Annotated in this window: 18 protein-coding genes; 14 read left to right on the top strand and 4 right to left on the bottom strand. The window is 68.3% G+C overall.

The window, feature by feature from the left end; all coding sequences use genetic code 11:
- Position 1 precedes the first annotated feature (1 nt).
- Genes AB0M14_RS08020 through AB0M14_RS08010 form a run of 3 tightly spaced genes read left to right on the top strand, consistent with a single transcriptional unit; the run spans position 2 to position 4580 of the window.
- The gene (locus AB0M14_RS08020; protein WP_364990258.1) at positions 2-1480 is read left to right on the top strand and encodes a hypothetical protein; all 1479 of its coding nucleotides are present in this window, start codon (positions 2-4) and stop codon (positions 1478-1480) included.
- Positions 1477-2934, top strand: coding sequence for a glycosyltransferase (locus AB0M14_RS08015; RefSeq protein ID WP_364990255.1), 1458 nt, complete (start codon positions 1477-1479; stop codon positions 2932-2934). Before AB0M14_RS08020 ends, AB0M14_RS08015 begins: the two co-directional genes overlap by 4 nt.
- Positions 2931-4580, top strand: a complete 1650-nt coding sequence (locus AB0M14_RS08010) for a glycosyltransferase family 39 protein (protein WP_364990252.1) — start codon at positions 2931-2933, stop codon at positions 4578-4580. The genes AB0M14_RS08015 and AB0M14_RS08010 overlap by 4 nt, the downstream gene beginning before the upstream one ends.
- Here AB0M14_RS08010 and AB0M14_RS08005 read toward each other — a convergent pair whose 3' ends face one another.
- The 4 genes from AB0M14_RS08005 to AB0M14_RS07990 all read right to left on the bottom strand — a co-directional run bounded on the left by AB0M14_RS08005 (position 4581) and on the right by AB0M14_RS07990 (position 8199).
- Entirely contained in the window at positions 4581-5711 is a 1131-nt protein-coding gene (locus AB0M14_RS08005; RefSeq protein ID WP_364991406.1) for a beta-mannosidase, read from the bottom strand.
- A 267-nt stretch (positions 5712-5978) separates the two neighbouring features.
- Positions 5979-6323, bottom strand: a complete 345-nt coding sequence (locus AB0M14_RS08000; RefSeq protein ID WP_364990249.1) for a hypothetical protein — start codon at positions 6321-6323, stop codon at positions 5979-5981.
- Between the two features lie 122 nt (positions 6324-6445).
- Positions 6446-7066: a TetR/AcrR family transcriptional regulator gene (locus AB0M14_RS07995; protein WP_364990246.1), complete on the bottom strand. Its 621-nt coding sequence runs from the start codon at positions 7064-7066 to the stop codon at positions 6446-6448.
- A gap of 197 nt (positions 7067-7263) precedes the next feature.
- Positions 7264-8199 carry a hypothetical protein gene (locus AB0M14_RS07990; RefSeq protein WP_364990243.1) on the bottom strand — a complete coding sequence of 312 codons (936 nt, stop codon included), beginning with the start codon at positions 8197-8199 and terminating at the stop codon, positions 7264-7266.
- 550 nt (positions 8200-8749) lie between these two features.
- On the opposite strand from AB0M14_RS07990, the gene AB0M14_RS07985 reads away from it, so the two are divergent.
- From AB0M14_RS07985 to AB0M14_RS07935, 11 genes are read left to right on the top strand one after another with little or no spacing between them, the layout of a single operon-like run.
- On the top strand, positions 8750-8989 hold the full coding sequence (locus AB0M14_RS07985) for an acyl carrier protein (protein WP_364990240.1): 240 nt from the start codon (positions 8750-8752) through the stop codon (positions 8987-8989).
- Complete coding sequence (locus AB0M14_RS07980) at positions 8989-14889, top strand: aminotransferase class III-fold pyridoxal phosphate-dependent enzyme (protein ID WP_364990238.1); 5901 nt, start codon at positions 8989-8991, stop codon at positions 14887-14889. Before AB0M14_RS07985 ends, AB0M14_RS07980 begins: the two co-directional genes overlap by 1 nt.
- Positions 14886-15731: a hypothetical protein gene (locus tag AB0M14_RS07975; protein WP_364990235.1), complete on the top strand. Its 846-nt coding sequence runs from the start codon at positions 14886-14888 to the stop codon at positions 15729-15731. Before AB0M14_RS07980 ends, AB0M14_RS07975 begins: the two co-directional genes overlap by 4 nt.
- Positions 15724-15999, top strand: coding sequence for an acyl carrier protein (locus tag AB0M14_RS07970; protein ID WP_364990232.1), 276 nt, complete (start codon positions 15724-15726; stop codon positions 15997-15999). The genes AB0M14_RS07975 and AB0M14_RS07970 overlap by 8 nt, the downstream gene beginning before the upstream one ends.
- Complete coding sequence (locus tag AB0M14_RS07965; RefSeq protein WP_364990229.1) at positions 15996-17705, top strand: fatty acyl-AMP ligase; 1710 nt, start codon at positions 15996-15998, stop codon at positions 17703-17705. The genes AB0M14_RS07970 and AB0M14_RS07965 overlap by 4 nt, the downstream gene beginning before the upstream one ends.
- Positions 17702-19144 (top strand): cytochrome P450, encoded by a 1443-nt coding sequence (locus AB0M14_RS07960; protein ID WP_364990227.1) that lies wholly within the window; start codon positions 17702-17704, stop codon positions 19142-19144. Before AB0M14_RS07965 ends, AB0M14_RS07960 begins: the two co-directional genes overlap by 4 nt.
- Positions 19141-21849, top strand: a complete 2709-nt coding sequence (locus tag AB0M14_RS07955) for a PEP/pyruvate-binding domain-containing protein (protein WP_364990224.1) — start codon at positions 19141-19143, stop codon at positions 21847-21849. Before AB0M14_RS07960 ends, AB0M14_RS07955 begins: the two co-directional genes overlap by 4 nt.
- Positions 21846-23207, top strand: a complete 1362-nt coding sequence (locus tag AB0M14_RS07950; RefSeq protein WP_364990220.1) for a pyridoxal phosphate-dependent aminotransferase family protein — start codon at positions 21846-21848, stop codon at positions 23205-23207. Before AB0M14_RS07955 ends, AB0M14_RS07950 begins: the two co-directional genes overlap by 4 nt.
- The gene (locus AB0M14_RS07945) at positions 23204-24571 is read left to right on the top strand and encodes a nucleotidyltransferase family protein (RefSeq protein WP_364990218.1); all 1368 of its coding nucleotides are present in this window, start codon (positions 23204-23206) and stop codon (positions 24569-24571) included. Before AB0M14_RS07950 ends, AB0M14_RS07945 begins: the two co-directional genes overlap by 4 nt.
- On the top strand, positions 24568-25350 hold the full coding sequence (locus AB0M14_RS07940) for an HAD family hydrolase (RefSeq protein WP_364990214.1): 783 nt from the start codon (positions 24568-24570) through the stop codon (positions 25348-25350). Before AB0M14_RS07945 ends, AB0M14_RS07940 begins: the two co-directional genes overlap by 4 nt.
- Positions 25335-26264 (top strand): diacylglycerol kinase family protein, encoded by a 930-nt coding sequence (locus AB0M14_RS07935; RefSeq protein ID WP_364990211.1) that lies wholly within the window; start codon positions 25335-25337, stop codon positions 26262-26264. The genes AB0M14_RS07940 and AB0M14_RS07935 overlap by 16 nt, the downstream gene beginning before the upstream one ends.
- Positions 26265-26484: the final 220 nt, after the last annotated feature.

Raw genomic sequence — 26484 nt, 5'->3', positions numbered from 1 at the left:
TATGAGCCCCCGGCACGCGCGGCGGAGCTCGGCCCCGGAGACAGTCCGGAAGGGGCTGCTGATCCTCGCCGCCGTCACGGCCGCGTACTGGACCACCTGGCTCGAGATCCGCCAGGACGTCTGGGAGGGTTCCTATCTCGGCTACTTCTATGTGCTGCTCGGGCTGGCGGCCTTCGCGGCCGCCGGGATAGCGCTGCGCCGCGGCGGAGAATTGCCCATTCACGATCGGCAGACCGACATCATCGTCGGCGCGCTGGGGCTCGGCCTGGCCGCGGCGGTCATCGGACTGCTCGTACCGCGCTACCGCTATCAGTACGAGCTGCTGCATCTGGATGTGCTGTCGGCCTGGCTGTTCCTGTTCAGCGCGTGCGTCCTGCTGTTCGGGCTGCGGCCGGTCGCCCGGTTCTGGCCGGTGTGGGTCTTCCTGCTGGTGGCCTCGCCGACGCTGTACCGGCTGCTGATGGTGACCCTCGGCGGCGACCGGACCGCGGCCGGGGTGACCATGCTGCTGTTCGCCGGGGTGGCCGCGGGAATCGGCGCGGCGCGCACCATGTTTCGCGGCTTGGTGGCGGCGCTCATCACGCTGGCGGTGGGTGGCGCGGGCGTCCTCGTCATCCGGACCTGGTTCCCGGCGGCGACCATCTACGTCTATCAGGCGGTGCCATCGGTCCTGGCGATCTTCGTGGGCTGCGGTGTCATGTACGTCGCCCAGCGCTGGGGCGCGCCGCTGAAACCCCTGGGCCGGCCGCTGAATCCGCTGACCGCCGCACAGTCCTGGAGCGCGGTCGCGACGGTGGTGGTGGCCACGGCCCTGGTGGCCGTCATTCCGATACCGGAGGACTATGACAAAACCTTTCCGGTGGTCCCGGGACTGGTCATCGCCCACCCACCGACCCTGCCACCCGGCTGGCAGCTGCTGGAGGAAGTCGAATTCCCTTGGGCACAGCGATATCTGGGCCCACAAGCGCATCTGGTGCGCCGATACATTCGCGCTGAACGGGGTAACCCGGTGTGGGACAAGGATTCCCGGCGCCGCCGCGTGGTCATCGATACGGTGCGCGCCGATGACGAGTACACCATTCACGAACTGCCGGAGTTCGTGTTGTACCGGCTGCCCCAGCCACGGATCAGTCCGCCCACCTTCATCGATCTCGGGCACGGCGTCACCGCCCGGCTCAATATCGTGCTAGACGACCGGCGGCTGCTCAGCTGGACCTGGCTGTCCTGGAACTGGGCCGGCGCGGGCGGAGCCGAACGAATCACGCTGATCGCGGCCGATAATCACCTGCCCGACGCCGAGTTCCCGGCACTGCAGCACACCATCTCGGGCAATATCGGCAACCTGCTCAATCAGTTCCTGCGTGGCAACGCCGTGGTGCTCGACACCCACTCCCATGCGGTCGAGGCCGACCTCGAGCCGAAGGATCAGGACATGCTCACCAGCCTCGCCCGCGCGATGGTGGAAATGCGGGCCTCGTGACGACGGTCGATCCCGATTCCCCGGAATTCAAGGAGCGCGCCCTGCACGCGGCCGTGCACGGGCTGCGTGAATCCGATCCGCTCGCCTCGGCTTCCGTCGCTTTCCTGCCCTGGCAGCGGAATTCGCTGCTCGCGGCGCTGACCGTCGTCGTGCTGTGTACGGTCTTCTTCCCCCGGCCGACCCTGACGGTGCTGGTCGCGCTGTGCACGCTGGGCTACCTGGCCGTCATGGCCGACCGCATCCTGATCTTCAAACGCGGTATGGCCCGCGATTCGATCATGACCGTTTCCGACGAGCGCGCGCTCGCCGCCACGGACCTGCCGCCCTACACCATTCTGGTGCCCGCCTACGGCGAGCCTGAAGTGGTCGGCGATCTGGTCGGCGCTCTGGATCGGATCGACTACCCGCGCGACCGCCTCCAGGTGCTGTTGCTGCTGGAGGAAGACGACGCGCCCACCATCGAGGCGGCGTACGCAGCCGGAATCGGCGCCAGCGCGAAGGCGCACATCGAGGTGGTGCTGGTGCCGCCCGCGGATCCGCGCACCAAACCGAAGGCTTGCAACTACGGTTTGCAGCGGGCCTCCGGCGATATCGTCACCATCTACGACGCCGAGGACATTCCCGATCCGTTGCAGTTGCGGCGTGTGGTGGCGGCCTTCCGGGAGCTGCCGGACACCGTGGTGTGCGTGCAGGCCAAGCTGGCCTTCCACAATCCCGGGCAGAATCTGCTCACGGCCTGGTTCACCATGGATTACGGGCTGTGGTTCGGCTATCTGCTGCCCGGGCTGATGCGGAGCCGGGCGCCGATTCCCTTGGGCGGCACCTCGAATCACTTCAAACGTGACGTGGTGACGGCCATCGGCGCGTGGGACCCCTACAACGTCACCGAGGACGCCGATCTCGGCGTGCGCATCGCGGCGCGCGGCTTCGCGACGGCCGTGATCGACTCCGTCACCCTGGAAGAGGCGAATCCCGATCCCATCAACTGGATTCGGCAGCGCTCGCGCTGGTACAAGGGCTACCTGCAGAGCTGGCTGGTGCACACCCGACGGCCGATCGAGCTGTGGCGCAATATCGGAACGGTCGGCTTCATCCGGTTCACCCTGTTCCTCGCGGGGACGCCGATCATCGCGTGCCTGAATCTGGTGTTCTGGTTCATCAGCCTGTCCTGGCTGCTGGGCCAGCCGTGGCAGATCGGCGTGCTGTTCCCGGCCGTCGTGTACTTCCCGGCGCTGATCGCCCTCCTCATCGGCAATGCCTCGACCATTTACATGAATCTGGTGGCCTGCCGGGAGAACGATCGCGCCGACCTGCTGTTCGCCTGTCTCACCTCACCGCTGTACTGGCTCATGATGAGCATCGCGGCGACCAAGGGCTGCTGGCAGCTGGTGCGCAATCCGTCGTACTGGGAGAAGACCTTTCACGGGCTCGGCACGACGGAGAAGCAGGCATGACCGCGCCGCGCCGGCCTGTCGTCGTGTTCGCCGCCGCCACGCTGCTGTATGTGGTGACCGGCGTCATTCTCACGGCGGGCCACGGGTATCTGATGGGTGACGCGCTCAGCCGGGTCTCGGCCACCCAGGCGGCCCTGTTCAGCCGGGACCCGCACCTGTCGGCCATCGGTTTCGTATTCACGCCGCTGACCTCCTTGGCGCAGCTGCCCATGGTGGCGCTCGCGCCGGTGTTCCCGTGGCTCACCACCTGGGGCATCTCGGGGGTGCTGATGAGCTCGCTGTTCATGGGCGGCGCGGTGACCATGATCTACGGCATCGGCACCGATCGTGGCGCACCGTACTGGCTGACCCTCTGTGTCACAGTGCTTTTCGCGGTCAATCCGATGGTCGTGTTCTATGCCGGGAACGGCATGAGCGAGGCCCTGTTCGTCTTCTTCCTGTGCTGGGCCATCCGGCGGCTGATGCGCTGGGTGCGCACCGACGACGCGCATGACCTGACCGCGGCCGGAATCGCGCTCGGGCTGGCCTATCTGACCCGCTACGACGCGGTAGCGCCCGCCGTGGCGGCCGGAGCGTTCGTCTGGGTGCTGAGTGCGCGGCGGCGCGGCGGCGCCCAGCGCTGGTGGGCGGCCGGAATGGACGCTTTCCTGGTGCTGTCGCCGATCGGTATGGCGGTGGTTGTCTGGGCGGCCACAAGCTGGTTGATCACCGGACAGGCTTTCCAGCAGTTCACCTCGCAGTACGGCAATGCCGCGATCCTGTCGCAGGAGGGCGCGGCGGGTGGTGGCGCCGAGGCCGCGGCGCTGCAATATTCGATCGCCGCCATGCTGGTGCTGGGACCCGCACTGCCACTGCTGATTCCGGTCGCGGGCGCACTCGCGGTACGTCGCCGGGATCTGCAGATCGTGGTGCCGCTGCTGCTGTGCGGCGCGGTGCTGGCCTTCCAGACCTTCAGCTACGTCAGCGGATCGACCTTCGCGTTCCTGCGGTTCTATGTGGGGGCGATACCTTTGGCGGCGATCCTGGCGCTGACCATCGCGCCCGGGCGTGGTGAACCGCCCAGTCGCCGGCCCGGAAGGGCCGCCGCCGCAGCGCAATCGCCGCGTCCGGCTCCGGTTGCCGGATTACTGCTCACGGTCGCCTTGCTGGCGGTGTCGGTGCCGCTGACCACGCTGGGCATGAACAATCAGCTGCTCGCCGTGCAGGAGTACGCGCTGGGTGCGGTGCTGCGTCCGCAGCCGGAGAACGCCTCCGAGCGCTACGCGAACCAGCGTGCCATCGCCGCGACCTTCTCCACCGGCCGGAAGCTGGCGGACCATCTGGACAGCCTGCATCTGCCCCCCGGCTCGGTACTCATGGATACCGTGTACGGATTCGCGGTGGTGGTGGCCTCGGATCGGCCGGATCAGTTCGTGGTGCCCTCGGATCGCGATTTCGTGCGGGTGCTCAACCGGCCCGCCGAACGCGGGGTGAAATACATTCTCGCCGTGCCGACCATCGGGCGCGGCGCATCGGACGCCATCAACCGCCGCTACCCGACCATGTTCGAGAACGGCGCGCAGATAGCGACTTTGGAGCTGGAGATTCCCTCGGTCGGGGCCAGCGGTGTGGGCTGGCGGTTGTACCGGGTGCTCGGGTCCAGCTGATCAGCCGAGGGTGCTGTACTCGGCCACCACCGCCCACAGCGGATCGTCGGGTCCGATGTCCAGGGTGCACTGATCCGGGCGCGGATCGGGCACGAAGGCCCAGAACAGCGCGCCCGCAGTGCCCGCATCTCGCTGTGCCGCCAGCTTGGCGGCCAGATAGTCGCGGCGTTCGGCCACCGGCAGGCAGGATCCGGCGGGAATCCCGATTTCGGCTACCAGCAGCGGTTTTCGCAGTGCCCGCGCCTGCACGATACGCGTCGCCAGGCCATTGCGCCGGCCACCTGGCAGCGCGACGTCGCCGTCGGAGTAGTCGTGATATTCCAGCACGTCGACATTCAGTGCGGCGCCGACGAACTCGAATTCCGTTGCCACGGTGCCGCATTGACCACCGCCGAGGAAGCCGGCGAAAATGAGGCGCTGCGGATCGAGGGCCCGGACCAGAGCGCCGGACTCGTCCATGAAAGCCCGCAACACCTGCGCGGCGTCACCTGGACAGGTTCGGCGGCGCTCCTCGCAAGTACTACCCGCGCAATTACTCGGCTCCGGCTCGCCGATCACCGTCCACCCCGCGACCATCGGCGAACTGCGCCACCGCTCGACAGCCGTCCGCACCCAATCGCGCGGACTCATCACCGCCCGGCCCGCAATCGGCCGATACTCCGTCCACCCCCGCACAAACCAATCCCGCTGCTTGAATACCTCGTCGTCGCAATCGCCGTTCTGCGGGATCAGCACCGGCAGCACCAGCTGCCCATGCCGCTGCGCCGCCGCGAACACCGCGTCCGCAGCCCGGAAGTCCAGCTCGCCAGTGCTCTTGTTCACCGCCAACGCCTGGAACATCGCGAACCGGGTCAGCGAGTTGCGGGGCAACTTCCCGAAGAACTCGTCGAGATCCACCTCAGCCCCGCACCCGTAGTTGATCGCATAGTTCGTGGCGATCTGCGGGGCGTTGAACCCGGACGGCCACCAGGGCGCTCCGCGCAACAGCAGCTCAGTGTCCTGGCTGCCCACCACCGCTGCCGCGGCCGGCGCACGCAGTCCGTCAACCGGCGGCGACCCGCCGTCCACGCACCCGCCCGTGCCGACCACCACGCCGAGCGCGACCATCGAGCCGAACAGCCGGACCGCCACCGATACCAAGTCGCCTCCGTACTGGTAGGAGCCTGCGTCTTCTGCCCGACGGACCCCCCGCGGCCGGCCCCCGGGCCATCGACGCGGGTTCGGAAACCCCCAGCACGGCAGGACCGCGGTGGTCGAGCTCACGGTACGGCCGGAGAATCGTTGTCTTCGGTAGCGCCGGATGGCGTGGCGTGGCGTGGAGCTCAGACCTCGGGCGTCACCGGCAGCGCGGGGGCTGGTGGCCAGGGGACGCCGAGCCGGCCGGTCGCTGGTCTGTACTCAGTTGTTGGTGGTGATGCCGGTCGCGATCTTCACCACGACCTTGTCGGTGGTGACTTCCTGCACCGTCACATTGAACCCGTCGGTCGGCTGCGTATCGCCCACCGGCACGTCCACCTGCTGCCCACCGACCTTCAATGTCACCGTGTTCCCATTCACCGCAACGAGTTCCGCATCGATCCCCAGGACCGACGCCTTCGCGTTCACCCCCCGATCGAAGGTGATCGTGCAGCCACTGATCTGGCACTCGGTCTTACTGCCCGACCCCTCGGCCGTGCATGCGGTCGCGCCGAACACAGCCAGCAGCGCGAACAGGGACAGGACGATCAGCCGTCGAACTTTCACGCCGCCCAGTCTAGGTGCCGATTCCATCAACGGGACGTATCGGACACTCCGAATATCTCAGTTCCGGCGTTCCGGAATCAGCCGCCGTTCCGTGATCTCGCGCACCCGCTGGCGAAAGGCGGTCAGAGCAAGGAGTCTCGGTAGGTGGAGAGCATGGCTACTAGGACTTCCATGGTGCGGTTGTCGGCTTCGTCGGAGGGGAAGGGGAGGCGGGCGAGGGCGTCGCCGGAGAATTGGTTGATGATGACGGCGACCAGGCCGGCACGGAGGTCTTCGGGGATGCGGCGCATGGTGGGGACGCGTTCGCTGGCGTCGAGCATGGCGCGGGCGTAGTCGGCGCTGACGGGGGCCAGGTGGCCGCGCAGTTCGGGGTCGGTGCGGGCGGCGATGAGCAGTTCGGCCCAGACGGCGTTGATGGCGGCGCGGGAGGTTTCGCGCAGCAGGGGGAGCACGACGGCGAGGTCGTCGGTGTCCGGGAGATGGGTGACGTGCTCGATGAAGGTGTCGACCTGGCGGCGGGAGACTTCGGCGGCGGCCGCGACGACGAGATCCAGGCGGGTGGCGAAGCGGCCGAAGAGCGCGCCGTGGGAAAGGCCCGCGCGCTCGCAGATGGCTTTCACCGAGGTTTGCGCGTAGCCGTGCTCGGAGAGGATCGCGATGGTCGCCTCGATGAGCTTGGCGCTGGTTTCCGCGCGGCGCTCGGCCTGGGTGCGGCGCGTGGGGGTCGGGTTCGGGTTCGGCACCGGATGATCCTCCCCTCAGGGCTGACGCGTGATTAATCATCATCCCGCACAGTGCCCAACAGGCGCGATCTCCCCCTGTGCATCGGACCAAAGATTCGGCCCGCCCGATTGTGGCCGGAGACAGACATGAGCGAAGCCGCCGCGCAGTCGCAGTGCTGTGCGGCGGCTTCGCCGGAGATGGAACGTGTTGTGCCGAACTATGTTTGGCGCGTGAGCTTGGTCACCGTACCGAGATAGCTGGTGGCGTACAGTGCGTTCGGATCCCAGCCCGGACCGGACCCGAATTCGACCGCGGTGGTGAGCGGGAGGCCGTCGGCGACGGTGCAGGAGGCGCCGGTGCTCGGGTCGAGCCGCACCACCTTGCCGCCGATACTCAATGCCAGATAGACGTTTCCGTCGGGGCCGACGGTGAGATCGTCGCCGCCGTTGAGCGGGCCGAAACCGGGCAGCGTGAACAGCGTCGGGTCGGCGCCGGGCCGATCGATGTCGTACATGGCGATGGTGGTGACCGGGTCGAAGGTGGTCGAGACGAACAGCCGTCGCCGCTCGGCGTCGTAGGAGACGCCGTTGGTGGAGGTCAGTGCGGCGAACGGTCCCGCGTAGGAACCGTTGCGCACCAGCGATACCCGCTGCTCGGGGCCCATGTCGGAGGTGAAGACGAAGTCGCCGCTCGGCAGCTGCGCGAGGCCGTTGGGCAGGCGCAGATTCGCCGCGACGGTGGAGATCGCGCCGGTGTCCAGGTCGATGGCTTTGATCGCGCCGTCGGTCTTGCCGGACAGCACCGAGGGCAGGCTGAGTCCGGAGACGTAGTAGGCGGTGTCTCCCGAAACCAGCACCGCGCCCGGGCCGTCCACCATGGTGACGGTGCTGCGCGCGCCACCGGCGTCCAGTCGCCGGATCGCGCCGCCGACGCCGCTGGCCGACTGATCGGACAGCAGCAGGCCGCCGCGTCCGTCGAAGCCCAGGCCTTCCAGCATGTTGTAGCCCGAGGCCACGACGCTTCGGCTCCAGTTGCCGCAGCTCGCGGCGGGCGCGGGGTCCGCGGTGGCTATCGGCGCACCGCCAGTCAGGGTGAGTGCCATGCCGGTCAGCGCTGTGAGCGCCGAAACGGCAACGTTGCCGCGAATTCTCATATCTGCTGCCTCATCTCGGCACGCCGGCCGCGACCGGCGTTGCTGTCGAAAGTCCTCGGAAGTGGAAGAGCTTGGGGCACAGTTAAATCCGCGTTAACTCAGCGCCGCTCCGGGTAGGGAGTCCGAACTGTGCACAAGGAGTGGCCCGCATCACCAATCGGATCACGATGTGACGCACGACATGTCAGTACGGTAGCCCTGACCTCGCGCTTGTGCAACTTAGAAAAAGAGCACTCGCAATAAAAAGTATTCGTGAGAACTTGCGGCGTCCGGAGGGTGGCTTTACGGTGAAGTCGCACAGCAAATCGACGCCGAATGTCATGACCTGACACAGCGTCCCGCGTGACCCGCCGACTCCAGGGCACTGACCGCCCGTCTCGTCGCTCGACCGCAATTGCCGTGTCACACAAGGGATCAGCTGAAATCCCTGGTATTCGCCGGCGGTGTTGCCGGATCACCTACATCGCCGCTACGACGCGCCACCACCGCTGTGTGGGTTATCGGTCGCGTGCTGCACAGCCCGAGGAGGTACTGAAAACTGTTGACGCACATGGTGTTGGAGAAAGTCAGCGAACTGGTCCGCGCGAGCCTGCAGATTCCGGACGTGGATCCCGATACCCCCCTTGCTGACTACGGCATGGACTCGGTCCGCTCGGTGAATCTCATCGTAGAGCTGGAAACCCTTTTCCACGTTGAGATTTCGGATGAGGAAGCGGCTGGTCTGCGCAGTACGCGGGAGATCGCCGAGCATCTCGCGGGCAAGGCGGCCACGGCGACCGGCGCAGGCTGATGGATACGCACGCCGCCTATGCCGCGCACGCGCGCCCTGAACTGGCGCGCCTGCTTCGCGCGCTGCACCTGGACGTCTCCTATCGAACCGCCCTCGGCGACGAATTGATCGCGGGTACAACAGTTCTCGACCTCGTCGGGGGACACGGAGCGACGCTGTTCGGTCACAATCACCCCACGCTGGTGGGCGTGGCGGAGGAGAGTCTGCGTGCCCGGGCCCCGTTCGCGGCGCAGGCCAGCATTCGGGGCGCAGCTGCCCGGCTCGCGCATCGGCTGTCGGAGTTGACGAGCGCCTCGACCGGGGCTGAATACGTGGTCACCCTCGGCAGCACCGGCGCGGACGCCGTCGAATCCGCGATCAAACACGCTGCGGCAGAACGTAATAGACGTCTCGCCGGGATCCATGCGGAACTGGAGCGAGCGCAGCGCCGTGCCCGCCGCGACGGGTTGGCCGAGGTGCGCTTCGAGGACGGTCCCGCCGCGGGACGCCGGTGCGGGGAAGTGCTGGCGGCAGCGCTGGCGACGATCGCGGCGATGCGGGCGACCGATCCTGTGTTCGTGACCCTCGGGGGCGCGTTCCACGGTCGCTCGGCCGGTGCGGCGGCGCTCACCGACAACCCAGGTACACCAGGTGATTTGGTGGTGCCGGGCCCGCGCCGGGTACGGCTGGACAGCTGGGAACCGGACCTGGTGGTCGCGGCATTGGATGAAGAGCAGCGCGAGTATTGTGCCGTCACCTTCGACAGCAGCGGTGTTCCCCGGGCCGAACTATGCCGAATATCTACTGTGGCAGCATGTTTCGCCGAGCCTATTCAGGGCGAGGGTGGCGTACGCGAGGTGCCCGCGACAACCTTGGCGGCACTGCGCGAGCTGGCCGATCGGCATGACGCCGCACTGGTCTTCGACGAAATCCAGTGCGGCATGGGGCGAACGGGAACCTTCCTGGCCAGCGCACCATCCGGCGTGTCCGCCGATTACTACCTGCTCTCGAAGTCCCTGGGCGGCGGCCTGGCCAAGATCTCGGCGCTGCTCGTCGATTCCCGGCGCTACCTGCTCGATTTCGGCCGGCACCACACCTCGACCTTCGGCGAGGACGACTTCTCCGCGGTCGTCGCCTCCGGCGCGCTCGATCTCCTCGGCGCGGATCAGCAGCGCATCGTCGACCTCGGCGCCCGGCTGCGCTCCCGGCTGGACGCGCTGGTCGCGCGCTGGCCGGACGTATTCGCCGAGGCCCGCGGTCGCGGCCTGCTGCTCGGCATCGAATTGCGCCCGCCCCGGCCCGCTTCCGGGCTGCTGCGCGCGATCGTGGATCAGCATCTGTGGGGATATCTGATCTCCGGTGTCTTCCTGCACGAGCACGCGATCCGGATCATGCCGACCCTGTCCGCGCCCGACACGCTGCGACTACAACCCTCGGCCTACCTGAGTGCGGCCGAGGTGGATCGTGTGATCGCGGCGTTCGACGCGACGGCGGCGCTGATCCGTGCGGGCGACTACGCGCGATTGCTCGCCCACTTGGCCAGACCCGCGCGTGCCGACTGGATCGCACCACAGCATGTTCCACGACCGCGCCGCGATCGCGAACGGGTTCCGGCCGATGCGCGACGCGTCGCTTTCCTCGCGAATCTGGATACTCCGGGCACCCTGCGCACGCTCGCTCCTGAACTGGCGAGCTGGTCGGAGGCGCAGTGCGCCGCATTGTTCGATCGCGTGCGCGGGGTGCTGGAACCGTTCGAAATCACTGGTAGAAAGGTGGTTTCGCCGACCGGCGCGCAGATCGATGTGCGCATGATCGCCGTCCCGGTTTCGGCGGAGCAGATCGTGGCCGGCCAGCGCACCGGCCAGATCCAGTGGGCCCGGCGCTTGGTGCTGGATGCCGTGGATCTCGCGGTGGATCAGGGCGCGTCGGTCATCGGTCTTGGCGGCTACACCTCGATCGTTACCGACGGTTCCCGCGAGGTGGTCGAGGACGAGGCACGCGTCACCTCCGGAAACTCACTCACCGCCGCCAGCGCATACGAACTCGTGCTTGCCGAACTGGCGAACCTTCCCGCCGGTGCGCGCCGTGTCGGGATTGTCGGGGCGCTCGGAAATATCGGCGCGGTCATGGCGGAGTTGCTGGCTCCACACGTGGATGCCCTGGTGCTGGTCGGCCGTCCCGGCTCCGGCAGGCGGTTGCGCCGCGTCGCGGACCAGCTCCTCGAATCGCCCAGCTCGGTCCCGGGCGTTCGGAGGGCGGGCGGGCAGGCGGGCGCCGAAGTTCTCGTGCGCGAGGATATGGCGGCGCTGCGGGGCTGCCGTGTGATCGTGACCGCGAGTAACGCGGCGAAACCGCTGATCGAACCGGCGCACTTGGCGTCCGATGAATCCGTACTGGTCTGCGATCTCGCTGTCCCTGGCGATGTCGCGCCCGAGGTGGACGCGCTTCCGAACGTCACCGTGTTGTCCGGCGGCCGAATGCGGTTGCCGCTCGACCAGACGCCCGATTTCCCGGGCACCGGCATGCCGCCCGGCGTGCTCTACGCCTGCATGGCCGAGACCATCCTGCTCGGCTTCGAACCGGGGACCGCAAGTCCCTCCTACGGCGCGCTCACCGTCGAAGGCGTCCGCGCGGCGCGAGAACTGGCCGCGCGCCACGGCCTCGAGCCGCTTCGGCTCCCCAGGCAAGGAACGATTTCCATGGCTGAACCGCGTCCCGCGCCCGCGCTGCTCGGCGCCGGTGATTTTCCGGTCGAGCACGCGGGCGGCAAGGCCGCGACCCTGCACGAGTTGTCCGTGGCCGGATTCCCGGTGCCGCCGGGCTTCGTGGTCACGACCGATGTCGATCTGGCCGATCTCACCGATGGCGACCTGCGTGCGCTGATCGATCAGGTGGGCGGCTTCCCGGTCGCGGTTCGCTCCAGTGGTGTGCTGGAGGATCTCGACGACGCCAGTTTCGCCGGTCTCTACCAGACCTACCTCGACGTCGAGGACCTCGACACGCTGCGCCGCCGCGTCGTCGACTGCCGCCATTCCGCCGAAAGTGACCGCGTCCAAAGCTATCTCGCGCGGGCGGGTCTGGACCCCGCCGCCGCGCGGGTGGCGGTGCTGGTACAGCGCCTGGTCCCCGCGCGCACCGCCGGCGTGGCGTTCACCATCGATCCGCTCTCCGGCATCGAGGACAACGGCATGATCGAATGCTGCCGCGGCCTCGGCGAACGCCTGGTCTCCGGGCACGTCACACCCACCAACCTGCGCGTGCGCCTGCGGGACGGGCAGGTGCTGGAGCGCACCGAGGGCAGCGAGACCGTCGAGTGCGGCGCGGCCGAAATCGGCGCGCTGGCCGAGCTGATGCTGAAGGTGCAGGCGCACAAGCATCGACCGCAGGACCTGGAATGGGCCATCGACGAGGACGGCACCCTGTGGCTGCTGCAATCGCGGGCCATCACCGCGGTGCACTGGCGCACCGATATCGAGCTGTTCAGCGATGCCGACTTCCGCGACGGCGGCGTGTCTTCGGCGGTGTGCACGCCGCTGATGGCCTCGTTGTACGACAACGCTTTCCACCACTCGATGCAGGTCTTCTGGTCCGGATTGAAACTGCTCGATCCGCGGCGCGAGCCGGACTGGCTGGCCACTTACTACGGCCGGCCCTATTGGAACGCCGCCGCCGTAAAACACTGCTACGCAAGAATTCCCGGATACCACGAGCAGCACTTCGATCTCGATCTCGGGGTGCGCAAAGACTACGGTTCTGCCGGTCCCGCCCGGACACCGATCACACCGATCACCGTGGCCCGAGCGTTGCCGGTGGTGCGCGCGCTGTATTCCGGTTACCGCGAGCAGCTTTCGGTGGTCGACCGCTTCGCCGCGGCCTGGCCGCGCACCTATGCCGGATGGCGGGACAAGGTGGAAGCACTGCCGGGCACCGGTGACGCCGAGTTCTATCGCGACCTCCGCGCCTGCTTGCTGGAATTCCACGCCGCCACCGAGCGGGCCTACTTCACCACGATCTACTACAACACCAGTGTCCAAACCGATTTCAAGAGCCTGCTGGCGAAGATCGACGCGCGCACCGGCGGCACAACGGCCACCATCGACCTGATGGGCGGGCTCGGCGACATCGGGCACATGGCCATGCAGCGCGGGATCGTCTCGCTCTACCGGGCTGCGTCCGCACACGGATTCGACAGTCCAGCTTGGGATTCCGCGCTGACCGAGTTCCTGGCCGAGCACGGCTTCCACGCCGACTCCGAGCTGGAGCTGACCTGCCCGCGCTGGTCGGAGCAGCCGGAGCGGATGCGCTCCATGATCGAGTCGATGCTCGACTCGGGTACGCCGCCCGCCGACCCGGACCTAGGGCTCGCCGAGCAGCGCAGGCGATTCGACGCCACCCTGGCCGCAGTGCGCGACCGGGTGCGCGCGGATCTGCCGGCGCGCATCCGATTCGGCGCGGGTCTCGAGAAGCAGGTGCGGCGTTCGCGCGAGTATCTGGTGGCCCGGGAACGAATGCGGGAGTTCTCGGCGCGCTGCTATGCGATCGTGCGCGCCTACGTGGTGGAAGGCGGCCGCCGCTTGGCCGCCGACGGGGTGCTCGGCACTCCGGACGACGTCTTCATGCTGACCGTGCACGAACTCGCCGACCTGGCCGAGAACCGCAGCAGCCCGGCCGGGCACGTCGAACCACACCCCCGCCCGGCCGAAGCACACACCAGCGCTGCCGAACTCGGCGAGCTGATCACATATCGCCGGGCCATGTACGACGGCTACCGCGACCTGGTACCGCCGCACGAACTCGGCGCCGGTATCGCGCCGGTCGCGATCGAGGCAGGCGACGGTTCGGGGCTGAAGGGCCTGGGATGCAGTCCCGGCGTCGTGGAAGGCCCAGTCCGCGTGCTCACCTCGCTGCGCGATATCGGCCGGCTGCGCACCGGCGACATCCTGGTCACCCAGTTCACCGACCCCGGGTGGACACCGGCGCTCGGCCTGGTCGCCGGCGTCGTCACCGAGGTCGGCGGCATGCTGTCGCACGCCGCGGTGATCGGCCGCGAATACGGCATTCCGGCGGTCCTCAATGTGCCGGACGCTACCCGGACCCTGCGGTCCGGACAGCGCGTCCGCGTCGACGGCGGCGCGGGCACGGTCGAAATCCTGGACCCGGAGCCCGCCGACGTCCCCGAGCCGGGCGCGATCGACGCCACGCCCGGTTCGTCCCTCTCAGCCGAATTCGGCTCTCTTTCCCTCGATCTCACAGGAGCTCTCATGTCCGCCGATGCCTCCGCCCGCTACGAACCCCTGACCTCGCGCAAGCGGTTGATCTGTATCGCCGGTGGCGACGGTTCGGGCAAGACCACGCAGGTCGCCCGCCTCGCCGCCGCCTTCGAGGCGAACGGCCAATCCGTTGCGGCGGTGACGATCTGGGACGCCTTCCTGGATCCGAAGGTGGCCTCCAAGCTGCCCTTCGACAAGCCGGCCGACATCTACAAGTACTTGCAGCTGCTGAATCCGCTGGCGCGCACGCACTTCCTGTTCCACGCCATGCAACTGGCGCTGGACCTGGCGGCCTCGCGTGGCCCGGATGTGCTGCTGGTCAACGCCTATTGGTACAAGTACTACGCCACCGAGGTCGCCTACGGCGGCGACCCGGCCGTGCTACGGGCCCTGGCCTCCGGCTTCCCGGAGCCCGATCGCACCTTCCACCTGGCCATCTCGCCGCAGGATGCGTTGTCGCGCAAGCAGAATCGCAGCGACTACGAGAGCGGTTACGGCGACGAGCAGGAGTTCCTGGACTTCCAGTCCCGGGCGCACCAGGCCATCAAGGCCCTCTCCGCGGAGTTCGGCTGGACCGAATTGGACGGCACCGCCCCGGCTTCCGACATCACCGCGGCCATCCTGGCCGGATTGGAGGGCGAGGACCAGTGAGCGCACCCCAGACCCGGCGGATCGCCGTGGTGGGTATCGACGGCGCCGGTAAGACCTCGGTGCTGACCCGCCTGCGCGAGCTGGCGCCCGCGACCGCGGCGTTCGAGTCGTTCACCTGCCCGGATTTCCACGACACCCCGAACGCTCCGCTGAGCGCGCTGTCCCGGCAGCTCAAAGCGATGAGCGACGGCGCGGACACCATCGGCAACCTCCAGGTGAAGGCGGTCGCGCTGTACTTGCAGATGACGCTGTACGGCCCGGTGGAGAAGTTCCATACCGATACCTACCGGCCCTCGGTGCTGGTGTTCGAACGGCACCCGCTGATCGAGACCCAGGTCTACGGCCCCTTCTACCTGCTGCTCGCGGGCATCGAGGGTGATCTCACCGCCGCGTACGAGGAGTTGGACGCGGTGCTCGAGCCCGGTGCGCTGGATCGCATCCGCGGCTGGCACGACCGCGAAATGCGCAGGCTCGGGCTGGAACTCGAGCTGACGGATCTGCTCGGTGACATCGCCGGGCTGGTGGGCCGCGATCCCGCCGATTCCGTGGCGGGCTTCGCCGCCCGCTTCCGCACCACCCTGCCCGATGACGTGCTGTGGCTCGACGTGCCGCCGGAGCAGGCCGCCGCCCGTTGCGCGCAGCGCGGCGCGGGCGCGAGCAAGGAAGCGCACGAGACCCCGGAGTACCTCGCGGCCCTGCGCGACGGGTACCTGCGCGCCCGCGACCTGTTCGCGGAAGCGTTCCCGCGGTTGCGATTCCACACCATCGACACCGGCGACGGCGTCGACCTGGACAAGTCCGTATACACCTGCATCACCGAAGGGCGGCTGTTCGATGAGTGACACCACCTCCCCATTCGACGTGGCTCCCCATGATTCCGCCGCCATCGCGGAGAAAGTGCGCACTGTGGTCGCCGAGGTGTTGTGGCTGTCGGCCACCGATATCGACGGCGCGGCGCCGCTGATCGACTACGGGCTGGATTCGCCGACCTCGATCGATCTCACCGTGCAGTTGGAGCGCGTCTTCGACGTCTCCATTCCGGAGGACGTGGCGATCGGGCTGGAGACCGTCGACCAGATCGTGGCCTACGTGCGGGAGCAGCGGGCGTGACAGTGATTCCCCGGCACGACAGCATCCTGCACGCGCTGCTCGGCTACGCCGACCCGGACGCACCGCCCGCGCGCCTGGTCTTCGCCGCCGAGGCGGCGGAACAGCGCGAAATGTCCTACGCCCAGCTCGGTGCGGCCGCCCGCCGGTCCGCCGCTGCCCTGGCGGAAGCCGGTGTGCGACAAGGCGATCGGGTGCTGCTGTGCCTGCCGACCTCGCCCGGCTTCCTGACCGCGTTCTTCGGCCTGCAAATGCTCGGCGCGGTGCCCACGGCGGTGGCGACTCCCGGCGGCTTCGGCGGCCTCGAGATCTTCGCGGCGAAGTTCGCCCGGCTCGTGGGGTACCTGAAGCCGGCCATGATCGTCACCGTTCCGGCTGTCGCCGAGGCGCTGTCGGCGGTCGCGGGCGAGACCGCCGTGCTCGACGGTGACACGCTGCACGCCACCGCGATGGACCCCGGCGCGCCCGCGGTGACCCCGGTGCTGCCCGGCCCGGACGACCTGGCGTTCATCCAGTGCACCTCGGGATCGACCGGCACACCGAAGGGCGTGCAGATCACCCATGGGAATCTGGCCGCGAACTGCGAGCAGATCACCCGGGTCTGCGGCGCGGGCCCGGGGGAGACCTGGGTGGGCTGGCTGCCGCTACACCATGACATGGGATTGATCGGCGGCTCGCTGACGCCGGTGTTCTCCGGTTGCGACGCCGTGCTGCTCCCGCCGAGCCGCTTCCTGCGCGCGCCCGCCGACTGGCTGCGGGCCGTCGGTCGCTATCGCGGAACCATCACCGCCGCACCGAATTTCGCCTACGGCTACGCGGCCGCCCGGATCCGGGACGCGGAAATCGAGGGCGTCGACCTGTCTTCGTGGCGCTTCCTGTTCTGCGGCGCGGAACCCATCGTGCCCGACACCGTGCGGCGCTTCGTCGACCGGTTCGCCGCCTGGGGACTGCCCACCGACGCGCTGGTGCCCTGCTACGGCATGGCCGAGGCGGCCCTGGCGATCACGGTGTCCGCGCCCAGCCCACAGCTGGCCTATGACGCGGTCAGCCGCACCGCGCTGGCGCAGGACAGTCAGGTCGTCGACATCGCCGCCGACGACCCGGACGCGCTGCGCATCGTGGACTGCGGTCCGGCGGTGCCCGGCACCGAACTGCGCATCGCCGACGAGCACGGCCACGCGCTGGGCGAGAACCAACTCGGGCAGGTCCAGTTCCGCGGGCCTTCGCGCACCCCGGGCTATTTCGCCCTGCCCGAGGCGACCGCCGCCTCCTGTGACGCCGAAGGCTGGTGGACCACAGGCGATCTCGGCTACCTGCGGCAGGGCCGCCTGCGCGTCACCGGACGGCACAAGGATCTGATCATCATCCGCGGCGCCAACTACTTCCCGACCGACTTCGAGCACGCCGCGGAATCCGTCGCGGGCGTGCGCCCCGGCGGTGTGGTCGCGGTGGGTCATCGGGGGCCGGACGAGGATTCCGAGGCATTGCACCTGATCGTCGAGACCGAACTCGACAGCGGTGCACACCTGCGGCTGCGGCAGGCGCTGCGCGCCACTGTCAGCGCCCGCACCGGTGTGCTGGCCGCGGGCATCCATCTGGTGCCCAAACGCAGCATCCCCAAGACGACCAGCGGCAAAGTGCAACGCGCGGAGGCCGCTCGGCGGTTCCTCCCCGACGAAGCGCCGGCCGCGGCTGGGAGCATTCGATGACCCGGACCAGGCAGCTCGCGGGGCCGGCCCGCCGGAACCCGCTCGGCGCCTACCTCGACTACCGGCGTGATCCGCTGACCCTGTTCTACGACCAGGCGGTCGCGCACCAGGGCAGTGTCCGGTTGCGGCTGGTGCACGAGCAATTGCATCTGCTCGTGGAACCGGAGCACATCCGGCAGGTCATGGTGACCAATGTCGACGGCTACACCAAGGGCATCAGCTACCGCAGCCTCGACCACCTGCTCGGTCCCGGCCTGCTGACCAGCGACGGCCCGCTCTGGAAACGCCAGCGCGCCCTGATCAAGCCGGCTTTCGGCCGCAAGCACGTCACCGCCGAGGTGCCGCTGATGGTGGCGTGCGCGGAACGGATGCGGACCCGGCTCGCGGCGCACGCGGACAGCGGTGCGGTGTTCGACCTGGTGCCCGAGGTCATGGGCTTCGCCGCCGACACGGTGTGCCGGGCCGTGATGGGCGCCGACGTGGCCGGCGTGCTGCCGCGCATCGAAGCCGATGTCCGCGACGGCGTGGACTGGGTGATGCGGCACATGGCCTCGCCGATCCAGGTGCCGCCGAGCGTGCCGACCCCGGCCAACCGGCGCTTCCGGAAGGTCCTGACCCGGCTGCACAGTGTGGTCGACGACGTGATCGCCGCGCACCGAACCGATTCGGGCAGTGCGGATCTGCTGAGCCGGCTGCTGGCCGCCCGGGACGACGACGGGCACGCCATGGACCAGGCCCAGTTGCGGCACGAGGTGCTGACCTTCCTGCTCGCCGGGCACGAGACCACCGGCGGCGCGTTGGCGTGGACGATCTATCAGCTGTGCCGCAACCCCGCGGTACTGGGTGAGGTGGTCGACGAGATCGACGGGCAGCTCGGCGGCGGTGCGCTGGACGCGGCCGCGCTGGGCAAGCTCGAGCTGACCGGGCGGGTGATCGACGAGAGCATGCGACTGCATCCGCCCGCCTGGGCGTTCAGCCGGACGGCGGTGGCCGCCGATTCCTTCGATCGGTTCGATCTCGAGCGCGGCGCGATGATCGCGATCAGCCCGTTCGTGAATCACCGGCTGCCCGAATTCTGGTCCTCGCCTTTGCGTTTCAATCCGGAGCGGTTCACCATGGAGGCGGTGCGGGCGCGTCCGGCGTTCCACTATTTCCCGTTCGGGTGGGGTGCGCATCTGTGCGTCGGTCAGCACATGGCACTGACCGAGGTGCGGGTCGGGTTGGCGATGGTGCTGTCGCAGTTCGACTTCGAGCTGGTGAACGGTATGCGGGTGAAAGAGCACCCGGAGATTTCGAACATGCCGGGGCCGGTGCTGGTGCGCATCAAACGGCGGCGCGCCGGCGGCAACGGTGCGGTGGCGGCCAGGAAGGTCGAGCCGGATGCGGTGGCGGCCGCGAGTTGCCCGGTGCCGCACGGTGGGGCGGAGGCGGGACGATGACCGATACCGTGCATACCGTCACGGCCTCGGTGCTCGATGAGCGGGCGGTCGTCGAGTCGAGTGCGGCGCAGGTCGGGAACAAGGCGGCGAACCTGGCGTGGCTGACTGGTCACGGCTATCGCGTCCCCGGGTTCTGTGTGCTCACTGTCCAGGCCTGCACCCGCATCCTGCGACCCGCCGCCGCCGAGATCGACCGGGCTCTAGCGGCTTTGGACGCGGCGGACCGCACCTCGCTGCGAGCTACTGCCGCAGCCATCGGCGAGCTGATCGGCGACCTCGCGATTCCGGACGATATTCGCGCCGAGCTCGACGCCCGCGTAGCGGAGTTCGGCGCGGCCACGCTGGCCGTCCGGTCGTCGGCGCGGGGCGAGGACTCCGGTGCGGATTCGTTTGCGGGACAGCTCGATACCGTTCTCGGCGTCAAGCCCAGCCACATCGGCGCCGCCGTGCTGACCTGCCTCGCTTCGGCGTATTCCGAACGGGCGCTGTTCTACCGGGCCCGGCGAGGTCTGGACAACGCCGTAGCCGAACCTGCCGTGATCGTGCAGGCGCTCGTCGACAGTGCCGTCGCGGGTGTGGTGTTCACCTGCAACCCGCAATCCGGGGACACCGCCGAGGCGGTCGTTTCGGCTGGGTTCGGCTTCGGCGAGGGCGTGGTCTCCGGGACCGTGGAGTGCGATACGTACTTCGTCGACGTCCGCTCGCGCACCATCGCTTCGCGCGACATCGCGGACAAGCGCAGCCGGGTCGGGTTGGGCGGCAACGGGACCCGGCTCGAGGAAATGGCCGCGACCACCTCGGCCGCGCTCACCGACGCGCAGGTATTGGAAGTGACCGGCGTGGCGCTGCGGTTGGCCGAGGAGCTCGGCGGACCCCAGGATGTGGAGTGGACCGTCGACTCGGCGGGGGTGCTGCACGTGTTGCAGACCCGCCCGGTCACGGCCACGGGTGCGCGGGAAACCATCTTCGACAACGTCAATGTGGCCGAGTCCTACCCGGGATTGTCCAGCCCGCTGACCTTTTCGGTGGTCCGGCTCGCCTATGAGCAGGTCTTCCGCGCCTGCCACCGCGATTTCGGGGCGACGCGCGCGGTCGTGCGCCGCAATGCCGCTGATCTGTACCCCTTCCTGGTCGGCTCCGCCAACGGGCACATCTACTACAACATCAGCAACTGGTACCGCCTGTTCTTGCAGATTCCGGGCATGGAATCGGCGATCGAAGGCTGGGAGGCGGCGCTCGGCATCGAGAACCGCTACCGGCGGCCCGCGCCGGCGAAGTCGTTCCCGAGGCGGCTGCTCGCGGGCTATCAGAAGGTGCGGATCGTGCTGATCCTCCTGCTGGGCTGGCTGCGGCTGCCGAAGCGGCTGGCCGGGTTCTTCACGGTGCTCGCCGATTTCACCGCCGATCTGGATCGCCGGTTGACGCCGGAAACGTCCGATTCCGAACGGGATCCGCATCAGCTGCTCGGCTGGCTGGAACGGTGCATCGCGCAGCTGGTGCCAGCGTATTCGGTGCAGATCTTCAATGATTTTCTCGCTCAACAACTGTTCCATGTCGTCGGCGGCCTGATCGAGAAGGCCGGAGTCACCGGCGACGACGCGATCACGCTGCGCAACGAATTGTTCTGCGGGGAGCAGGGTGTCGATAGCGTGCTGCCGGTGCGGTCGGCGGTCGCGCTGGCCGCGCGCATCCGGGTCGATGCGGCGCTGGCCGAGCTCTTCGCGAGCGCTGATGACGCACAGCAGGTTTGGGTCCAGCTCGGCGCCGATCCGCGGTTCGCCGACTTCCAGGCCGCCTGCGAGAGGCATATCGCGACCTTCGGTGACCGGACCGTCGACGAACTGAAATTGGAGACCGACCCGCTCGGTCTGCATCCGCACCGCTTGGTGCCGATCCTGCGCAACTACGTGCGCGGCGGTCAGAACATCGACCACATGGAAGAGCACGAGCGGGGCATCCGCCGGGCGGCCGAGGCGCGCGTGGCTGCGCTGCTGCGCGGTAATCTGCTGCACCGCAGCGTCTTCCGGCTGGCACTGCGCCAGGCCCGCAAGACCGTTGCGCAGCGCGAGAACATGCGCCTGGGGCGCAGTCGCACCTTCGGGCTCGTCAAGCGGGTGTTCCGGGTGCTCGGCGGGCAGCTGCACGAGGCCGGTCTGCTCGACGACCCCCGCGACATCTTCTTCCTCACCTACGAGGAGATCACCGCCTTGGTGCGCGGCACCGCGGTCGACGGCGACCCGCGCACGCTGGTGGCGTCCCGCCAGGCCGAGCACGCGAGCTGGCGCGGACAGCCGATGCCCTCGCGCATTGTCACCTCGGGCATCGCCGCGGCGGCGGACAATGCCGTCGGCTTCACCGAATTCGACGGTGACGCCGCGGTTCTCACCGGCATCGGCTGCGCGCCGGGACGCGTCGAAGCGCCCGCGCTGGTCCTGCACGAACCGAACGCCGAAACCGCCATCGACGGCCAGATCCTCGTCGCCACGACCACCGACCCCGGCTGGGTCTTCCTGATGGTGGCCGCCGGCGGACTGGTCAGCGAGAAGGGCAGCGTCCTCTCGCACACCGCGATCATCGGCCGCGAGCTCGGCATCACCACCGTCGTCGGCGTCCGCGACGCCACTCGGCTGCTCCGCGACGGCGACCTCGTCGCGCTGGACGGGCGGGCGGGGACGGTCACCATCATGGGAAGGAGCGCGGAATGAATCAGAACGGAACAGCGCCTCCTCGTCCGCCCGGCACGCTGGGGGCCGGGACCCAGCCGCCGGCACCGGAGTCGGACGACTCGGCCCACGTCGGCCATGGCGAGAACTTCAGCCTCGCGCACTACCTGGACCCGAAGGCGGCGACCTTCGAGGAGCGCTTCGCCGACTTCCGCCCTTACGTAACCCGCTCGCGGGAATTGGGTTTCGTGCTCCGTGAGATCGCGGGCCCGGCCGGCGCGTCGGTCGCGGTGCGCACCGGCCAGGGCACCCGTGACGTCGTCATGCTCGGCTCCAACAACTACCTCGGCTTGGCGAGCGAACCGGAGATCATCGAGGCCGCTGTCGCGGCGACCTGGGAGTACGGTGTCGGCTGCGGCGGACCGCCGCTGCTGAACGGCACGACATCGCTGCACCTGCGGCTGGAAGAGCGCTTGGCCGAGATCAAGGGCTGCGAGGCGGCGCTCGTGTTCTCCTCCGGATTCGCCGCCAACGTCGGCTGGGTCACCGGCCTGCTGGGCAAGGGCGACATCCTGCTCTACGACGTGCAGAACCACGCCAGCCTCTACGACGGCATCCAGCTGGGCCGGGTGCGATCGATGTCGTTCGCGCACAACGACCTCGACCAGCTGCGGCTGCGCCTGATGCAGGCCCGCTGGCGTAATCCGGGCGCGAACATCGTGGTCGCGGTCGAAGGCGTCTACTCCATGGACGGCGACATCGCGCCACTGCCCGAGATCCGGGAACTGTGCGACAGTTTCGGCGCCTGGCTGGCGGTGGACGACGCGCACGGCACGGGCGTGCTCGGCGCGCACGGGCGCGGCACCGCGGAGCACTTCGGCATGGAGGGCCGGGTGGACGTGGCCATGGGCACCTTCTCGAAGGTGTTCGCCACCACCGGCGGTTTCGTCGCCGGTAGCAAGGACATGGTGGACTACCTGCGGTTCTTCGCGCGGTCCTACATGTTCTCGGCGGCCCTGTCGCCGGCGGTGGTCGCCTCGGTGCTGGCGTCGCTGGATTTCCTCGCGGCGCATCCGGAACGGGTTGCGGCGCTGCACGACAACGTCGGCTACTTCTGTGCGGCGCTGCGCGCCAAGGGCTTCGACGTGCGGCCCGAGACCGCGATCATTCCGATCCTGCTGCCGCCGCAGGTGCCGGTGGCGGAGGTCGTCGCGGCGCTCGACAGCGAAGGCGTCTTCGTCAACGGCGTCGAGTTCCCGGCGGTGCCCCGCGACCAGCAGCGCATCCGGATCTCGATGATGGCGACCCTGACACCCGCCCAGCTGGACTTCACTGTCGACCGAATCGATGCCGTGGCAAGGCGTTTCGGCTTCCATCCCGAACAAGGAGACGCGGCATGAGCGGCCTGACCGACGAGCAGCGGCTGACGGTACTGGCCACCCTCGCCGCACCCAGCACGGTCGAACGCGCCGAACTGGTGCGGCTGGCGCGACGGGTGACGGACTGGCAGGAGGTTTTCGACCTGTCCGCCGCAGGGGCCACCGCACCGCTGGTAGCCGCCAACCTGCGCAAGGCGCAGGTGTACGACCTCGTATCCGACACTGTCCGTGCGCAATTCGCGGCGATCGCCGACGCGATCGGGGCCACCAACAAGGCCCGCCTCGACGCCGCGCTGCCGCTGCTGCGCCGCCTGCACGAGGCGGGGGTGCGGGTGGTGGTGCTCAAGGGCATGCTGTTCGGCTCCGAGATCTACGCCGACCCGCTCTACAAACGGATGAACGATATCGACATCCTGGTCGAGCTCGAACACATCGACACGGTCATCGAGATCTACCGGGAATTCGGCATGTTCAGTGTGTCCGAGCTGCTCGGGAAGACACCGAAGGTGCGGGAGAAGCGCACCCACCATCTGCCGTCGTTCGTGTCTCGCGACGGTGCGCTGGTGGTGGGGACGCACTGGGGGCTGATCACGCCGCTCGCCGGATATTCCGTTGATTACCAAGCGATCTGGTCGCGGGTGCGCGAGATCGATTTCTACGGCGTACCGGCGTGGGCGATGGCGCACGAGGACAACTTGCACCACCTCTGCATCCACCTGCCCTACTACAAGACCGGGCTTCGGGAACTCGCCGACATCTGGAACCTCCTCCGGTTCGCCGCGGCGGACCTCGACGTGGAATTGCTGCGCGGCGAGATCGCCAAGGCCGGTTCGCAGAATCTGGTGTTCCACGCGCTGTCGCTGGTCGACCGGCTGATACCGGATCCGTTGTGTACGGACCTGATCGATGCGGTCGCGGACGATGCCACCCGGTTCTACCGCTACGACGTGGCCCGCAAGACCCGTGATGCCGCCACGCTGCTGCGCAGCCGGTCTACCCACACCTCGCAGATCGAGAAGGCGTATCTCGAGTTCAACGCCACCCAAGCGCCGAGGGAGAAGCTGGACCGTTTCCGCGCGCTGTGGTCCAACCTGCTGGTGGTGCCCGAAGCCGAAGCGGCCAAGATGAGCTCACTGCCGCCGGGCGCACCGGCACCGAGCCGGATCGGTGCGCGGTTGTCCGCGCCCTACCGGCTGACCAGGGTGTTCCAACGGGACCTCGGTCCGTGGCTGTTTCCGGCCGCCCTGGTCAAAACCGTTGTCGATCTGGGGGTCGCGGCAGTGCCGCGCCGGGCCAACGGCCAAGCCGCCGACATCGACGCGTTCGCCGCGTCGGTCGGTATGACCCGCGCGCAACTGCAAGCGGTGCTGGACGGTCAGGAATGAGCCGAGCTCTGCGCGAACGCGGCGTGCACACGGTGCTCTGGGATCTGGACGGCACACTGATCGGTCTGCGGCAGCGCACCTTTCGAGTGCTGATGCCTGTCGTGGCGGCAGCCGCCTTCCGCGATGTGGTGCCACCGGTGCGGTTCCTGCGTGCCTTGCACGGAGTGCTGGAGCGGGTACGGGCCAATGACTCCGAGGAAACCAACCACGAGCAGATCGTGCGATTACTCGGAGAAGTCACCGGTTTGGATCGCCCCACAGCCGATGCCCGGTTCAGAGCCCTTGCCCACAAACAGTTTCCGCGCTTGCGACGCTGCTTCCATCCGTTGCCGCCCGCCCGTGCGGTCGTCGCCGACTTGACGCGGGCAGGTGTCCGCCAAGTGGTTGCCACCAATCCTTTGTGGCCGTTGGAAACCGTGACCACCCGATTGCGTTGGGGCGGCTTCGAACCCGGCACCTTTATCCACATCACCAGCGGAGAGACCATGCGACGGTCCAAACCCCGGCCCGAGTTCTACACCGAACTGCTCGAACAGATCGGTGCGGCACCGAGCGAGTGCGTGATGATCGGCAACGACGCGATCAAGGACGGGCCGGCGGCAACTCTCGGCATCCCAGTGTTCCTGCTGGATCCTGGCCGAAAGCACGCCGCAGTATCGGTTGGTGGGTCGGCTGGAGGTGACGGCTCCGGTGTGACGGGGGCGGGCATTACTGCGGGCGATTGGGCGGAACTGGCGGTCTGGCTGGGCGTGGGAGGTGCGGCGTGTTCGTTGTCGTGAATCCGAAGGCCAATGGTGGCAGCGGTTCTCGCTGGCCGGACGTGCGGTCAGCGCTGAAGCGGAAGTATCCGGATATGCGTTGGGTAGCACCCGATTCCGTTGCGGGTGCGGAGCAGGCAGTCTGGGAAGAGGTAGCCGGCGGTGCGGCCGCGGTGGTTGCGGCCGGTGGGGACGGCACCATGAATCTGGTTTTGAACGCGCTGATGGATCCGGCCACAGATCTCCCGCGCAACCCTGAAACTGCCTTGGGTGCTGTGGGTTTGGGGAGTTCCAATGACTTTCACAAGCCGTTCGCCGACGATCGGTTCGTAGCCGGTGTGCCGGTGCGGGTCGACGAGAGTCGGAGCGCGACAGTTGATGTCGGCAAGGCGACCATGGTGCTCACCGATGGCAGCACTCAGGTGCGCTACTTCCTGCTCAACGCCAGTATGGGCCTGGTCGCCGAAGGCAATCACTTCTTCAACACCGCGCCTGGGCTGGTGCAACGGCTCAAACGGTTGAATGTAGAAGCGGCGATCATGTATTCGGCTCTGCGGAACATCGCGACGTTCCGGCCCCTGGAGATCGACATCCACGGCGAGGACTGGAAGCACCCGGGCCCGATCACCAATGTCGGCGTGCTCAAGACCCCGCACTTCGCGGGCGGAATGCGGTACGACACCGGCGTACAGGCCGCCGACGGGCAGTTCGACGTGAACATCTGGTCACCGGCGAGCAGACCGAAGATCGTCGGCCTCATCGCTGGGCTCTACCAAGGGAAGTTCTCGGAGTCACCGCTGGCGACCTGCAGACGTGCCGGTGTGGTCGACCTGAACCCGCGGCAACCGACTGCCCTCGAACTCGACGGTGAGGTCGCCGTCGTCACCTCGGCGCGCCTGGAAGTCCTCCCTGCGGCCCTGCGGGTGTGCGGGTGAGTCGCGGTTGCCCGCGGCCTCGGTCGCTGAGGTTGCGACCTGTGCAGCGGCCGTGGCCGAGCGTTCGCACCGCGCCGGGCGGAGGAGTGGGCGTGCGCGGCGTACCGAGCAGGGGAGTGGGCGTGCGTGGCGAACCGAGCAGGGGAGTGGGCGTGCGTGGCGAACCGAGCAGGGGAGTGAGCGTTAATGGCGTACCGGGCAGAGGCGTGGCCGTGGATGC

The sequence above is a fragment of the Nocardia sp. NPDC051832 genome (genome assembly GCF_040681285.1).
In the GTDB taxonomy this organism is placed as follows: domain Bacteria; phylum Actinomycetota; class Actinomycetes; order Mycobacteriales; family Mycobacteriaceae; genus Nocardia.
The sequence above is the reverse complement of the archived record's forward strand: the minus strand, read 5'-3'. Positions and strand labels throughout refer to the sequence as shown.